Origin of the sequence: Oceanivirga miroungae (assembly GCF_902505095.1) — a bacterium.
Classification (GTDB): Bacteria; Fusobacteriota; Fusobacteriia; order Fusobacteriales; family Leptotrichiaceae; genus Oceanivirga; species Oceanivirga miroungae.
On sequence record NZ_CABWIB010000001.1, the window covers coordinates 1,293,802 to 1,308,854 of the forward strand.

10 protein-coding genes and 1 CRISPR repeat array are annotated in these 15,053 nt (G+C 25.0%); all 10 genes read right to left on the minus strand.

Features of this window, described 5'->3' with window-relative positions:
* Nucleotides 1-30 precede the first annotated feature (30 nt).
* Nucleotides 31-1,563, minus strand: a complete 1,533-nt coding sequence (locus OMES3154_RS06145; RefSeq protein WP_197271532.1) for a S1 RNA-binding domain-containing protein — start codon at nt 1,561-1,563, stop codon at nt 31-33.
* Nucleotides 1,564-1,582: 19 nt separating this feature from the next.
* On the minus strand, nt 1,583-1,867 hold the full coding sequence (locus tag OMES3154_RS06150) for an HPr family phosphocarrier protein (protein ID WP_156683894.1): 285 nt from the start codon (nt 1,865-1,867) through the stop codon (nt 1,583-1,585).
* 95 nt (nt 1,868-1,962) lie between these two features.
* Complete coding sequence (locus OMES3154_RS06155) at nt 1,963-3,402, minus strand: alpha-amylase family glycosyl hydrolase (protein ID WP_156683895.1); 1,440 nt, start codon at nt 3,400-3,402, stop codon at nt 1,963-1,965.
* Nucleotides 3,399-4,214 carry a Cof-type HAD-IIB family hydrolase gene (locus OMES3154_RS06160; RefSeq protein WP_156683896.1) on the minus strand — a complete coding sequence of 272 codons (816 nt, stop codon included), beginning with the start codon at nt 4,212-4,214 and terminating at the stop codon, nt 3,399-3,401. Before OMES3154_RS06160 ends, OMES3154_RS06155 begins: the two co-directional genes overlap by 4 nt.
* A 64-nt stretch (nt 4,215-4,278) precedes the next feature.
* Entirely contained in the window at nt 4,279-5,142 is an 864-nt protein-coding gene (locus OMES3154_RS06165) for an aldose 1-epimerase family protein (protein WP_156683897.1), read from the minus strand.
* A gap of 14 nt (nt 5,143-5,156) precedes the next feature.
* On the minus strand, nt 5,157-5,633 hold the full coding sequence (locus OMES3154_RS06170) for a PTS transporter subunit EIIB (protein ID WP_156683898.1): 477 nt from the start codon (nt 5,631-5,633) through the stop codon (nt 5,157-5,159).
* A 147-nt stretch (nt 5,634-5,780) separates the two neighbouring features.
* Nucleotides 5,781-8,985: a CRISPR direct-repeat array (repeat unit 36 nt; unit sequence GTTTTAGACATATTAAATTTTACACAACTCTCAAAC).
* Nucleotides 8,986-9,091: 106 nt separating this feature from the next.
* Nucleotides 9,092-9,757, minus strand: coding sequence for a type II-A CRISPR-associated protein Csn2 (gene csn2, locus OMES3154_RS06175; protein WP_156683899.1), 666 nt, complete (start codon nt 9,755-9,757; stop codon nt 9,092-9,094).
* A complete protein-coding gene (gene cas2, locus OMES3154_RS06180) occupies nt 9,754-10,059 on the minus strand; it encodes a CRISPR-associated endonuclease Cas2 (protein ID WP_231679275.1) in 306 nt (101 codons plus the stop codon). The genes csn2 and cas2 overlap by 4 nt, the downstream gene beginning before the upstream one ends.
* A 4-nt stretch (nt 10,060-10,063) precedes the next feature.
* Complete coding sequence (cas1, locus tag OMES3154_RS06185; protein ID WP_156683901.1) at nt 10,064-10,939, minus strand: type II CRISPR-associated endonuclease Cas1; 876 nt, start codon at nt 10,937-10,939, stop codon at nt 10,064-10,066.
* Between the two features lie 8 nt (nt 10,940-10,947).
* Complete coding sequence (cas9, locus tag OMES3154_RS06190; RefSeq protein WP_156683902.1) at nt 10,948-15,051, minus strand: type II CRISPR RNA-guided endonuclease Cas9; 4,104 nt, start codon at nt 15,049-15,051, stop codon at nt 10,948-10,950.
* Nucleotides 15,052-15,053 lie beyond the last annotated feature (2 nt).

The window sequence follows — 15,053 nt, forward strand, 5'->3', positions numbered from 1 at the left end:
GTCAACATTAGGGGACATAGTCCCCTAAAATTAATTATTTACTCCGTATTTTTCCATCATTTCATCTAAGTCTTCTTTAGCTTCAACTTCATCTACTCTTTTTGGTGATAAGATGATTGAACCTTTTTGACCGTTAGAATCTATTACAACTACTTTTACTTTATCTCCTAATTTTAATTCTCCAGATACTTCTCTTTTTGGAATTAATCCTTTGAATCTTGGTGTTAATTCTGCTAAGTATGCATTTTCTAATTCATTTGTAACTACTACATCAGCAAAATCTCCTATAGCATATTTTTCATGTGCTTCTAACCATGGAGAAACTACTAATTCTTTAATTGAAGCTGCAATTTTTCTATTTTCTTTGTCTACTTCAATTATTACAACGTCTACTTCGTCTCCTTCATGTAATTCTGGAGTTTCTTCTTTTAACCATGCATATTCATTTTTTCTAACAAATGCTTCTAATTTATTTTCTAGTTCAACAAACATACCATAATCTTGCATAAATATTATTTTTGCTGTATTTTTGTCTCCTTCTTGAACTGTTTCATCTATATTTTCCCATTTTTCATCTAATATTTTCTTAGCACTTAATGAGATTCTTTGTTTTTCATCATTTATAGCTTCTACTACAAATTCTATTTTATCTCCAACAGTAAATGTTCTATCTAATTGGAAGAATTTTCTATATGATACATCTGATATATGCATAAATCCTTCATCATTTGTACCATCTATATCAATTACTAAACCAAAATCAAGTATTTCTTTTATAACTCCACTTAATTTTTGTCCTACTTCATATCTTTCTCTTGTTTTTACCCAAGGATCTTCAGTTAATTGTTTGATACTTAATTTTATTCTAGATTTTTCTTTATTTAATTCTATAACTTTAGCTTTAACCTTGTCTCCTACTTTGTAGATTGCTTTTATATCGCTTACTTGTTCCCAGCTTAATTCAGAAATATGTACAAGTCCTGTTAAAACTCCTAAATCTAGTATTAATCCAAAGTCTAATACTTCTTTAACTACACCTTCTAAAACATCATTTACAGAAATTTTATCTAAAAATTCCTTTGTTCCTTTTTTAAGGAAATCTACTCTTGATAAAGTAATTCCTTTTCTATTTTTGTCTTTAACAACAAATTCCATAGTTTTTGAAACAATATCATTTCCTCTTGTTCCTGATAATGAGAATGGTAAAAATGCATTATTAGATCCCATTTTAACTGTAAATCCACCTTTTACTTTTTTAGTAACTGTTCCTTCTACAACATCCTCGATAGCTATTTTATCTAATTCTTTTAATCTATCTAAAGCTATTTTTGATACTATAATAAAGTCTTCTTCAGGTCTCATAACTTGAACAGATATAGTATCCCCTATTTTTTTATCTTCTATTTCAAACGCTCTTACACGCCCCTCAAGTTTACCGTTAATATCTAAATAACCGTATTCTTGATCTACCCTTACTATAATTGCATCATCTATAACAGAACCAGATTTATGTTCACTTGGTTGGTACTCTGTTAATAGTTCTTCAAATTTTAAATCATTCATTTTTTTATTTTCTCCTTTTTTAGATTTCATCAAATTTCAAGACCTCAACCAAATACTTTAAATCATCTATTAGTTTTTGTTCACTTAAATCATCGTTTTCACTTGATTCTACTATTACAGTAAACTTTTCTCCTTTAGATAATGCTAAAAGCATTAGCCCCATTACATTTTTAGCGTCTATTATTTCATCATTAGCATAAACACTAACATCACCTTTAAACTGTTGAGTAATTTCTACGATTTTTGTAGATGGTCTTGCGTGAAGACCTTGTTCATTTTTTATAATCAAATCAACTTTCTTCATAACTTCACCTTTTGATTTACATTATACACCATAATTTAAAAAAAGTCTAATTTTTTTTATCAGTAAAAATTAAGTTTATTTTTACTAAAACTCTCTTATTTAACTATACTTTCATAAGGCTCTAATTCAATGATATTTTTATCTAAATTTATAGTTTTTTTCTTATCGCTTAAATTATGAATTATGTATTTCACCTTTCCTTTATATTTCATTTTATAACTAAACACTTCATTATCTTTTAAATCTAGTTTTTCATATTTACCATATTTTATTTCTCTATTATCTTTTCTTATTTTTATCCATTTTTTATAATGATTTAATAAAGATTTGGGATTATTTAGCTGCGTATAATAATCATTTGTTTCTATATTATCTCTATTATATACCCAATTAGTTTGGTAATTATCTCCCCATAAATATCCTTCTCTTATATGCTCATCTGGTTTATCACCTTTCATTCCAAGTTCTTCACCGTAATATATATATGGATTACCAGGTAATGTTAATAATATACTTGCTGCTAGCTTTAATCTTTTTAATTCATTTACACTACTAGCTATTCTTTTTTGGTCATGGTTTGTCAAAAATGGAGCGTCCATATATTCTTTATTAACACTTTCATTTTTTTCATATATTTTTTCTAATTCGTTAGATATTTTTTCGCTATTTTTAGATGCTAGTGTATAAGGAATTAATTTAGTTGATAAGGTAAAATTAAAATTTGAATCCAAAGATTTATAATACTTTGATATTCTTATGCTATCACTCCATACTTCACCTACAAAATATGCATCATTTTTAATACTTTTAACCGCATCTTTAAATTCTTTTAAAACTTTTATATTTTCAGAATCAAGATCTACAATATTTCTTTTTGACTCCTTATAAGCATATAAGTGCATAGCAGCATCTATTCTATAACCATCTATATCAAACTCTTTTACCCAGTATTTAGCATAGTCTATCATATTTTTTCTGACTTCTTTATTATCAAAATTAAGATCTGGCATACCACTATAAAAAAGGGCATAGTAAGCAGTATCTTTATCTAAATCATTCCAAGTTTTAGGCCCTAATATAGCTAAATCCTTTTTATATCTTTTGTCTTTTTTAGATGTAATTACATAATAGTCTTTATATTTTCCTAAATCTTTAAACCAAGGGTGATTTATACTAGTATGATTTAACGGAAAATCAAGTATTACTTTAATATTTAATTTATGTGCTTTTTTTACTAAGTTTTTCAAATCTTCTTTTGTGCCAAATTCCTTATCTACACTCATATAATCTTCTACATCATATTTATGACTACTACTTGATTTAAATATCGGGCTTAACCAAATCCCTTCAATCCCTAAATCACTTAGCTTCTCTAACTTAGCACTTATTCCATTCAAATCTCCTATACCATCAGAATTACTATCAGAAAAACTTCTTACAAAAATTTCATAGTATATCCTATTCTTATCTTCATCTTTTTTACTACAAGATACTAGAAAAATTGCTGTAATTACTAAAATTATCAATCTTCTCATATTTCAAAAATCCTAATTATTTCTTTTTCTACGCCACAGTTATTATTATCATATTTAGTTATATATTTAGCATTTTCAAGTAATACTTTATCTGAATTTATCATAGCATAACCAAATCCAACTTCATCCAGCATTTCTTTATCATTTTCACCATTCCCAAAGGCCAGTACATCAGATAATTCAATTTTTAATTTATCAGCTAAAATTTTTAAAGCACTTGCCTTATTAACTCCATTATTAGTAACTTCAACTAGTAAGTTAGTATTTCTTGCTTGACTTATATTTTCTTTATACTCGCTATTTTCTATTAGATTATATATATCATCAACTTCTTTTCCTGTTGCGAAAAACATAATTTTTAGCTTGTTTTCAGGAAACTCTGATATCTTAGATATATTAATTCCTTTTGTAAAATTAACATCATTTTCAAGGTCTACTCTTTTATCATAATTATATGTGTAAAGTTTTTCCCAATCATGTATAGCAATAGGATTTTTAAATCCATTAGATACGATAAGATTTATTATACCGTCTGCTATTTTATTATCTAATTTTTTATCGTATATTATTTTCCCATTTTTTACATCATATATTTCTGCACCATTATGTCCTATTACATAATTAACTCTATCTTTTATCCCAAGTCTTGATAAAAGCTCAACAATTCCAGCGGTTGCACGTCCACTTGCAAAAATTATTGGAATCCCTATACTAAATATTTTATCAATATATCTTAAATCTTTTTTAAAATGAGAATCATCTAAAAATGTTCCATCAAAATCTATAGCTATTAACCCTATTTTTTCTTTCAATTTTTACCCCTTTATTCTAAACTAAAACCAAGTAAAATAATAAAATATCTACTTGGTTTTTTACTTATTTTTCAAAAATATATACTACACTACTTGTGAAAGTCTTATCTTTTTCTAACTTAACTATCCCTTTTTTTGTTTCTAGCTTATGGTCTGTATCTGTAAAATCAGTTATTCCATACCATGGTTCAACACAAACAAATTGTGATCCTTGTGGTCTCCAGTAAGCGACATAATCAAATGGCTCATTGTGTATTACACTTACTTTTCTAGTTGAATTTTTGTCTATTATTTCTGTCTTATTTGAAATATTTCCATCAAATATGATAGCATCATTTTCAAATAATTTATCTGTTATTTCTAATATATCAGAATTTTCTTTTATTAAATTTTTAACATTAGGAGATACAAATGCTCCATCTATAGGTATATTTTCTAACTTAGTTTTTTTATCTAATTTTAAATAATAGTTTTCAAAATTTGTTGGTAAGAAAAATGCTGTATGATAACCTAATGAGAAATACATTTCTTCTTTCCCTGTATTATATACCTTATACTCCATTTTTATGCTATTTTCATTTAATATTTCATAGCTTAACACTAATTTAAAATCAAATGGATATACTTTTTTAGTTTCTTCATTTGATAAAAGTACATAACTTATTTTATTTTCTGTTTTTTCTAATAGTTCAAATTCTTTATCTCTTGCAAATCCATGTCTTGTATTTAAACTATATTCTTTTCCTTTGTATATATACTTTCCATCTAAAAGTCCACCTACAAACGGAAATAGAATAGGTGAAGATTTAGCCCAATGTTCTTTACCATTCCATATAAATTCTTCTCCATCCACAATAGCAGAGAATAACTCTGCCCCTTTTTTTCTAACTTTAATTTCTACATTAGCATATCTTAAGTTTTCTTCCATTTTTCTCTTCTTTCTTATTTAATTTTTTCTTCTATTTCTTTTCTGTATTCTTCAGCTTTTTTCCCGTATATAACTTGAACTCCACTACTTGCTCTTATTACACCTTTTGCTTCTAGGTTTTCTTCCCAATATGAATTATTAAACACCTTTGATTCATCTTTTACTATTACTCTTAACTTAGTACTACATGCATCTACTTTTTCTATATTTCCTTTACCACCTAGTGCCTCTATTATTTTATCTGATAACTCATCATCTAATTTTTCTTCTATTTCTTTTCTGTATTCTTCAGCTTTTTTCCCGTATATGACTTGAACTCCACTACTTGCTCTTATTACACCTTTTGCTTCTAGGTTTTCTTCCCAATATGAATTATTAAACACCTTTGATTCATCTTTTACTATTACTCTTAACTTAGTACTACATGCATCTACTTTTTCTATATTTTCTTTACCACCTAGTGCTTCTATTATTTTATTGATTTCTGTCATTTCTAGCCTCCCTATTTGTCCAATATTTACATAGTTATAAAATATTTTAACCTATTATTTAGTTTTTTTCAATTAGTTAAATATGTTCGTTTTTAACTATTTAATATTCTAAATTATATAAAATTACAAATTTAACTTTGAAATGTAATTTTAGACATATTGAATTCTACACAGCTCTTAAACCAAAAAGAAGATTTAATTGCAATGGAAGTAAGTTTTAGACATATTAAATTTTACACAACTCTCAAACAACTATTACTCATTTTAAAAGATAAACTTGGTTTTAGACATATTAAATTTTACACAACTCTCAAACATATAAGATATTATCTCCTAAAAATTATTTGTTTTAGACATATTAAATTTTACACAACTCTCAAACGAATATTTAATATTTTACAATATGAATATAGTTTTAGACATATTAAATTTTACACAACTCTCAAACAAGAAATCGTATTAACATCAGTTGAAAAAGGTTTTAGACATATTAAATTTTACACAACTCTCAAACTATATTTAGGGTTATGTTTTACAAATCTATGTTTTAGACATATTAAATTTTACACAACTCTCAAACTATCAGGTTGTCTTGTCTTATTTATATCAAGTTTTAGACATATTAAATTTTACACAACTCTCAAACCTTTCATTAAGCCTTGTACCGCTTGTTCAGGTTTTAGACATATTAAATTTTACACAACTCTCAAACAAGCGGATTATCAAATACTAATGCTGTACTGTTTTAGACATATTAAATTTTACACAACTCTCAAACATGCTAATCTGCAAAATTCTTAACATTGAAGTTTTAGACATATTAAATTTTACACAACTCTCAAACACTAGCAAAACTACTATTTCTATCAACTTTGTTTTAGACATATTAAATTTTACACAACTCTCAAACGGAAAATAGGAGATATATTAACATTATCTAGTTTTAGACATATTAAATTTTACACAACTCTCAAACTTGTAAGTACTTTTCACCTGAATTTTATAAGTTTTAGACATATTAAATTTTACACAACTCTCAAACTTGTAAGTACTTTTCACCTGAATTTTATAAGTTTTAGACATATTAAATTTTACACAACTCTCAAACATAAACCTAACAACTCAATAAGAATATCAGGTTTTAGACATATTAAATTTTACACAACTCTCAAACGGAACTGAATCTGTAATAAATGAAACAGCTGTTTTAGACATATTAAATTTTACACAACTCTCAAACGAATTACAAAAATTTTTTCAAAAAAATTAAGTTTTAGACATATTAAATTTTACACAACTCTCAAACTGTTACAAATCCTATTTATGCAGCAATGACGTTTTAGACATATTAAATTTTACACAACTCTCAAACGACCAGTATAACACATTTTTTCTATCTCCTGTTTTAGACATATTAAATTTTACACAACTCTCAAACTTTTGGAACAAAATGAACTATACCTAGCCAGTTTTAGACATATTAAATTTTACACAACTCTCAAACCCTCAAAATAATCAAGAAACTATAGATATAGTTTTAGACATATTAAATTTTACACAACTCTCAAACTAGCCCCCCTATAATAAATAAATGGAGTCAGTTTTAGACATATTAAATTTTACACAACTCTCAAACATTTTTATGGCTAATGAAATAGTAAAGTATGTTTTAGACATATTAAATTTTACACAACTCTCAAACAGACGCTATTGAGAACGAGTTAAAGACAGTGTTTTAGACATATTAAATTTTACACAACTCTCAAACTATGAAAAAGAAAATTAAAAATTTAAAAATGTTTTAGACATATTAAATTTTACACAACTCTCAAACGCCTTGACTATTCTTTTATTTATCTTTAATGTTTTAGACATATTAAATTTTACACAACTCTCAAACAGTACAGGACGTTGGCAAGCCGATTCAATGGTTTTAGACATATTAAATTTTACACAACTCTCAAACAGAGGCAATTCAATGGAGGACAAAATTCCTGTTTTAGACATATTAAATTTTACACAACTCTCAAACATATACATAGCTTATTTTGTTGATACATATGTTTTAGACATATTAAATTTTACACAACTCTCAAACGGACACAGTCAGAAACAGTGAATATTGGTAGTTTTAGACATATTAAATTTTACACAACTCTCAAACGCATGTGAGTGTCTAAAACAGTGTGTTGTAGTTTTAGACATATTAAATTTTACACAACTCTCAAACAATTAGAAAAGAAACAAGAATTAAAAGATAGTTTTAGACATATTAAATTTTACACAACTCTCAAACATAGACCAGGACAAGATAAAAAAGTATTAAGTTTTAGACATATTAAATTTTACACAACTCTCAAACTACAGTTCAATAAGGATTCTTGGGATGAAAGTTTTAGACATATTAAATTTTACACAACTCTCAAACATTACTTGTGGGTAAATATCAAAAAAGAGGGTTTTAGACATATTAAATTTTACACAACTCTCAAACATATACAGTTGTAGAAAAAAGAAACAAGGAGTTTTAGACATATTAAATTTTACACAACTCTCAAACTAATATTTAGTATAAATGATATAGGTAAACGTTTTAGACATATTAAATTTTACACAACTCTCAAACAGTATTTGTGTGTTTTTTTGTTTTGGGGGCGTTTTAGACATATTAAATTTTACACAACTCTCAAACCTACTAAAATTGAAAATTTTAGCCTTTATTGTTTTAGACATATTAAATTTTACACAACTCTCAAACACAACTACACAAGATAATTTTGGGAATGTAGTTTTAGACATATTAAATTTTACACAACTCTCAAACATTAAATTAAATAAGTATTCTAAATTTTCAGTTTTAGACATATTAAATTTTACACAACTCTCAAACGACGACAATATCACAGGAGAGGCAATCCGTGTTTTAGACATATTAAATTTTACACAACTCTCAAACTTATTTGTATTAACATCAAAGAATCCGTCAGTTTTAGACATATTAAATTTTACACAACTCTCAAACAGTATGGAAGACAAAATATTAAGAGTAGAAGTTTTAGACATATTAAATTTTACACAACTCTCAAACATTCGTATGTCCCTGTTGGGTAGTATAAGAGTTTTAGACATATTAAATTTTACACAACTCTCAAACTTAAAGAATGAATATATATGAAATAGCAAAGTTTTAGACATATTAAATTTTACACAACTCTCAAACATATCTTATTATGTTTTTTTAAGTTTGTTAGTTTTAGACATATTAAATTTTACACAACTCTCAAACATATCTTTAAATTCGTTAACTAATATTATAGTTTTAGACATATTAAATTTTACACAACTCTCAAACCTCAAATTCAAATTTTTGAGGCTTGTAGAAATATAAAATGTGATATGCCTTTTAGTTAATACTGTTTTTATAAAACTTTTAGGAATAACGACTTCCTTGTATTAACTTAAAATATTTCACATAGATCTTCATCTATCGATATAATTTTATCAATATAGTGGTTAGTAGTCAAATTATTTTCACTAGATATAATAATAATTTTAAATTTACTATATAATGAAAACTTATATAACTCATCTAATTCTTCCTTTGAAAAATATATTTCTGGATTTATAAGTACAAATATTTCTATAGATAATATTTCATTTATAAACTTCATATTTTCCATAATATTTAATAAAATATTTTCTTCATATTTTAACTTTAGTCCAACTAATTTAAATAATTCTAAATTAGTTATTTCATCAAACTCTAAGTCAAAATTTTCATCTAATACTATTTCTTTCACATAGTTATGTATACTCGTTTGTAAAATATTAAACCTTTCCAAATGCTCATACGACACTCTTTTATTTAAAACCTTATAATACTTTGTTAAATAATTTTTACTAATTTCTAAATCAAAAAAATCATTAAATACGTAGATATAGTTGCTTGGTTTTAATATTGAGTTAGATTCATAAAAAATAATATTACCCTCACTCTCATCTAAATTATATATAAAATCAAATATAATTTCCTTTAAAACCCTTTTATTTTCAATATTTAATTTTACTATATTAACATCATCAAAATTTATCTCAAACTCAAAACCTAAATACGATAATATCATAAAATCACTACTCTTTCTGAACTGTCTACATACTTCTCATTTTTACTTCCAAGTAAATAGACTATATTTTGAAACTGATTTTCAGTTACTTGCAATACCATAATAGATCCATCATAAGGCTTATTTTTCTCTAAATTATCTATAATAATTTTACTAGATGTCGCATTTAATGCTATTTTACTATAAACAGATTCTTGTAACATTATAAATCCACTAGATATTAGGTGTTTCCTAAATTTTCTATATTCTCTTAAATCTTTGGAACTTACTGATGGTAAGTCAAAAAAAACTACTATTCTCATAAATCTAAAACTCATCACACACCTTCAAAAATTCCAATTTATTCTCATCCAGCACTTTAAAAACACTCTTAACATAAATTTTTATTGCATCTACTAGATAAAAATTACCATTATCTATTTTAATTTTTTTCTTAAACATCTCTAAAACCTTATGTTTTTCATCTTTATCAAATTTTTCAAAATTAGCAAGATAACATATTTCATCTACCACAGGTCTAAATGGTTCCATTAAATCAGAACAGAGATTAAACTTATTGAATTGATTTTTATGGTGTATCCCTATTTGAGTTAAATATCCATTTTGAACTATTTCTTTACTAAATTGAGATAATAATATCTGGTAACCATAATTTAAACCAATATTTATACTACTTTCACTATTTCTAGTAAAATCCTTACCAAATAAGGCATTAAAATACACCTTAGCAGCGTGCCCTTCCCTATTTGTTGAATCATTATGTTCTACTTCTTGAATATATTTTTCCAATAATTTATACTCACTTTTATCATACTTTTTTAATATATTCATTTGATTTTTTATTTTTTCTTTAACAATTTCTGTCCATAATTTTTCTCTTGTTTCGTTACTCCATAAAAATTGTTTTTGTATTCTTGTTACACTATCATAAGAGTCATAATAAGGTGTGACTTCAAACAAAGGTAAATGTTTCTCATCACAGAAGATAACCTTTACCTTTTGTTTAACAAGTTCACACAGAAGAGCAGAAGTTATAGATATAGAAGTCGATTCTAAAATTAATGTGTCTATTTCGGATAAATTAACAAATTTTACATTATCATTACCTCTAACACAAATATTATTTATTTTTAAATCTAATTTACTTCTATTTTCTATAACAACAGTTCTCCATCTACTCATATCTTCTCCTAAATTTTATTTTTCTTTGTAAATAACCCAGTTATTGATTCATCAATTACGTAAAATTCATCTAATTTTAATTTATATACAATCTCAGCCTTTTTTATAACAAAATTTTCATGACTTTTAATTTCTACAGTCTTTCTCAATGAATCTTTACTAAATAATACCATAATTGTCTTTAATACAGTTGCTTTTTGTTCTATACTTAATTTATAAAATATTTCTTTTTGACTCCCTAAAACGTTTATGATTTTATCTTTTAGTAAATAATTTTCATAAACTTTTGTTTTTGCCTTTTCTAATAATGCATCATATAGTTTGATAAACTCTTCATTATATCTTATAACACATTCTTCATATGTTTCAGCAGGGTCATCTTCATTAACTCTTTTTAATTTTGATAATATTAACTCTTCTCCTTCTTTTACTTTTTTATTTTTTTCTACAAGTCTTGAAACATTTATTACAATTTTAGTTAATTCATTATTTAAAAATAATGGTTTTGCATTTTCCAGCACTGTTCTTCCATCCGAACTATAATAACTTGTAACTCTATAAGGATATCCATTATATTCTATAAGTTGCCCTTTTTTGATTTTAGCTATGAATTTAGGATTTTTATATTTTTCTTCAAAATATTTTTCTATATCGCTACTGTTTTTTATTTTATCTCTATCCATAACTAAAACTCTATCTATTAGCCTTTCTCTTTTTCCTTTTTTGGCATCAACTTCTAATACAACAAAATATGTAGCCTTCATTGATGAATAATATCCATATTTACTCGCATTTTCTACAGTATTTTCTACATCTATTGCTACCTTAAAATCCGAATCCGTTTTCCCTTTTTTCTTCATATTTGTATCAAATAATTTACCCTTACCTTCATATAACATATTAGTTATATTTGCTGTATTTTTATCATATGTTTCTAGTACTCTATCTAATATTTCTATAGTATTCCAAATGTTTTTGTTATTTACAACTAAAGGATGGTCAAATACTCTAAAGAAGTTAAACACTTCACTTTCTTTGCTGTATCTTGAGTTCTCAACGTATTTATAGTAATTCTTTGTAAATTTATTATCTAATACATTTCCTACAACTATATTTAAATATGCGTCTTTAGCATGATGTAAATCGTTTAAATCTCTTGATTTTATTAGTTCATATTTTGCTTTAAACATACTTACGTTATTTGCCTTAGAATAAACTATTTCTGTATTAGGGTATAGTAATTTTAAAATATTTGTTACCTCTTTAGTTGACTGTCTAACTGAAACTAGTTGTCTTTGAATAAAGCCAGCTATTTTACTATTACTAAATTCTTCTGTATCTACTAATCTATTATATTTTTCTAAAGACATAAAGCCTTTCATCTTCAATAGCTTCCAGAAATCTTTCATTTTTGCTTGTACTTCATAATTTATTGGGTATGTATTCTTTCTTGCATTGTTTATAACTTTTTTTGTTAATACCATATTGTCAAGACTATCGTCTTTAGTATAACTCTGAGGATATATGTGGTCAATGTCATACTTATTGTTATATAGTAAATCATTTAGATCTATTCTTTCACCACTGTAAATACATTTTCCTAATTGCATGAAGTATAGGAAGATTTTTTTAGATTTTAATTCATTATTATCTTTTCCTTTTAATTCTTCTTTTAAAAGGTCTAAATCATTATCTTTTGATTCTTTAAAGTCTTTATATAGCTTTTCTATTTTTTCTTTTCTTTTTTCTGTTATATTTGACTCTTGTTTTTCTCTTGCAACCTCAACAAATATCTTTTTAGGATCTTTTTTAGTAACACTTATTAATTCGTTTAGAATCTTTATAGTTTGAATAATACTTCTTTTAACATGTGGTGATACATATAGATCATCTACTATTTTTTTGAAATTTTCATCTTTTCTTAGTTCTTTATAATCCATTTCTATATTTGAGCTATCTAGGACTTTTAATTTATCACTTAAATCAAAGTTAGAAGATAATAATTCCATTAAATTATAGTTAGTTTCTCTTAAAGCTTGTAAAACTGATTTATAAATTTCTCCTGTTTCTTTATTTATAATTTCTATTTCTGTTAAGAATTTTTTTGAAAGTCTTCCAAATCCAGTAAATTTAAGCTTTAATATTTTTTTAAATGTTTCATCACTAAGCTCTAAATCTGTATATACTGATTTAAACTTATTAGCAAATATTTTTTTGTCATCTCCGTATAAACATTTCCATTTTATTATATTTTCTATAACTTCTTTATATAAATCTTTTTCAATATCATCACCAAATATATCTTTAAATTTTTTGTATGTTGCATAGTTTGAATTAAACTTAGCTTCTGATAACCCACTTATATCTTCTTTTTTTACATCATATTGTCTATTTTTTAAAAATTTAACAAGCTCAGTTATTGATACATTTGTTTTAGTTTTAAATAATTCATTAAATATTTTATTTTTTAATTCTTTGTTAATAAATACGCCATCTACTTTTACTTTATTTAATTCATTTAAAACTGAATATTCCTCATAAATTAAAGAGTTTTTAGGAATTACATATTCATTTTTTAAATAAGTTCCAGTATTTATCATTCTTTCAATAAAGTTTTCAGCACTTTTTTCTATATCCACTACTTCTTCAAAATTCCAAGGTGTAATTTTTTCATCTTTATGTTTTTCAATCCACGCAAATTTACTTTTTGAATTTAAAGGCCCTACATAATATGGTATTCTAAATTCAAATGTTTTAATTATTTTATCCTTATTTTCTTTTAAAAATTCATAGTATTTTGATTGATTTTCTAATATCATCATTAATTCATACTTATGTAGTTGATATGGTACAACTGAGTTATTGCTTGTTCTTAATTTAGCTAATATTTGATTTTCTTCTAGACTTATACTTAATTTATTGAACATATCCTTCTCATTATCAGATATCTTATCCTCTATATCTTTAAATAGTTTTTTAAAGTATGCAATTAATAGTTCTATTTCTGTTTTATTACTCTTTATCTCTTTTATTACTTTTTTAGAACCTCCAAATTTAGTACTGTTAATATAGTTAGAGTATAAAGAGTTTTCTTTTCTAAATACTTCATTATATTTTGATTTATCATATTTTTTTACAAAATATTTTAAATTATTTAATTCCTCATTATGTTTATTGTATAGATTAACCATACCTTTTGATATACTTTTTTCATTTTTTAGAATACCATTTAAAATTATATAGTCATTTATTTTTTTACAAAGGTCTATTAAAGCTATATCATCACCTAGTTTTTCAAAGTACTCATCTCTTTTTGTTTCTTCATAATTATTAAAGTTGTCTATCTTTTCACCTTTTAAACTTTCTTCATTAAAGATTTCATCTAGTTTCAAACTATTACCTAATACAAAGCTAAAAATTTTTGTATTAAAGTCATCTTCAAAAAACAACTCTTTTATTTTGTTTTTCTTATCTCTTTTAGTATCTTTACTACATAGAATTTCATTTAATTCATCTTTTTTATCACTAGATATATTCTTTTCAAATCTTTCATTTATATAGCTACTGTACTCATTAAAAAGATTATCAAAGTCTTTAATCTCATCAACACCTAGATTTTCGAATAAGAAGTGCCCTCTACTTTTAAATATGTGATGTAATGCTAGATACACTAATCTAATATCAACTTTTTCTTTACTATTAACTAACTCATTTCTTAAATGATATATTGTTTTATATTTCTTATAGAAATCAGTATCATTAAAGTCTTTATCATTAAACAAAGTGAATTTTATATTAGAATTTTTGTCTTCTAAGTATAAGTTACTTTCATCTAATCTCATTAAAAAAGTATTATCTATCTTATCTAATTCATCTTTAAAGAATAATTTTAAGATATCTAATCTCCATTTTTTTCTTTTTAAGGCTCTTCTACTACTTCTAAAAGCTCTTCTTTCATTAGCAGGACTTGCTTCATCAAATAATCTTGATCCCCACATATCTTTTTTATTAAATCTTAAAACTTTATAGTCTTCATCAGTCACTGCCCAACCTACAGAATTAGTCCCCATATCAAGTCCTACAAAATAATCATTTTTAAATTTTTGGATCATTG

Excerpts from the sequence above, each read along its gene's own strand:
- OMES3154_RS06145 (WP_197271532.1), bottom strand. The coding sequence starts at position 1,563 with ATGAATGATTTAAAATTTGAAGAACTATTAACAGAGTACCAACCAAGT.
- OMES3154_RS06150 (WP_156683894.1), bottom strand. The coding sequence starts at position 1,867 with ATGAAGAAAGTTGATTTGATTATAAAAAATGAACAAGGTCTTCACGCA.
- OMES3154_RS06155 (WP_156683895.1), bottom strand. The coding sequence starts at position 3,402 with ATGAGAAGATTGATAATTTTAGTAATTACAGCAATTTTTCTAGTATCT.
- OMES3154_RS06165 (WP_156683897.1), bottom strand. The coding sequence starts at position 5,142 with ATGGAAGAAAACTTAAGATATGCTAATGTAGAAATTAAAGTTAGAAAA.
- OMES3154_RS06170 (WP_156683898.1), bottom strand. The coding sequence starts at position 5,633 with ATGACAGAAATCAATAAAATAATAGAAGCACTAGGTGGTAAAGAAAAT.
- csn2 (WP_156683899.1), bottom strand. The coding sequence starts at position 9,757 with ATGATATTATCGTATTTAGGTTTTGAGTTTGAGATAAATTTTGATGAT.
- cas2 (WP_231679275.1), bottom strand. The coding sequence starts at position 10,059 with ATGAGAATAGTAGTTTTTTTTGACTTACCATCAGTAAGTTCCAAAGAT.
- cas1 (WP_156683901.1), bottom strand. The coding sequence starts at position 10,939 with ATGAGTAGATGGAGAACTGTTGTTATAGAAAATAGAAGTAAATTAGAT.
- cas9 (WP_156683902.1), bottom strand. The coding sequence starts at position 15,051 with ATGATCCAAAAATTTAAAAATGATTATTTTGTAGGACTTGATATGGGG.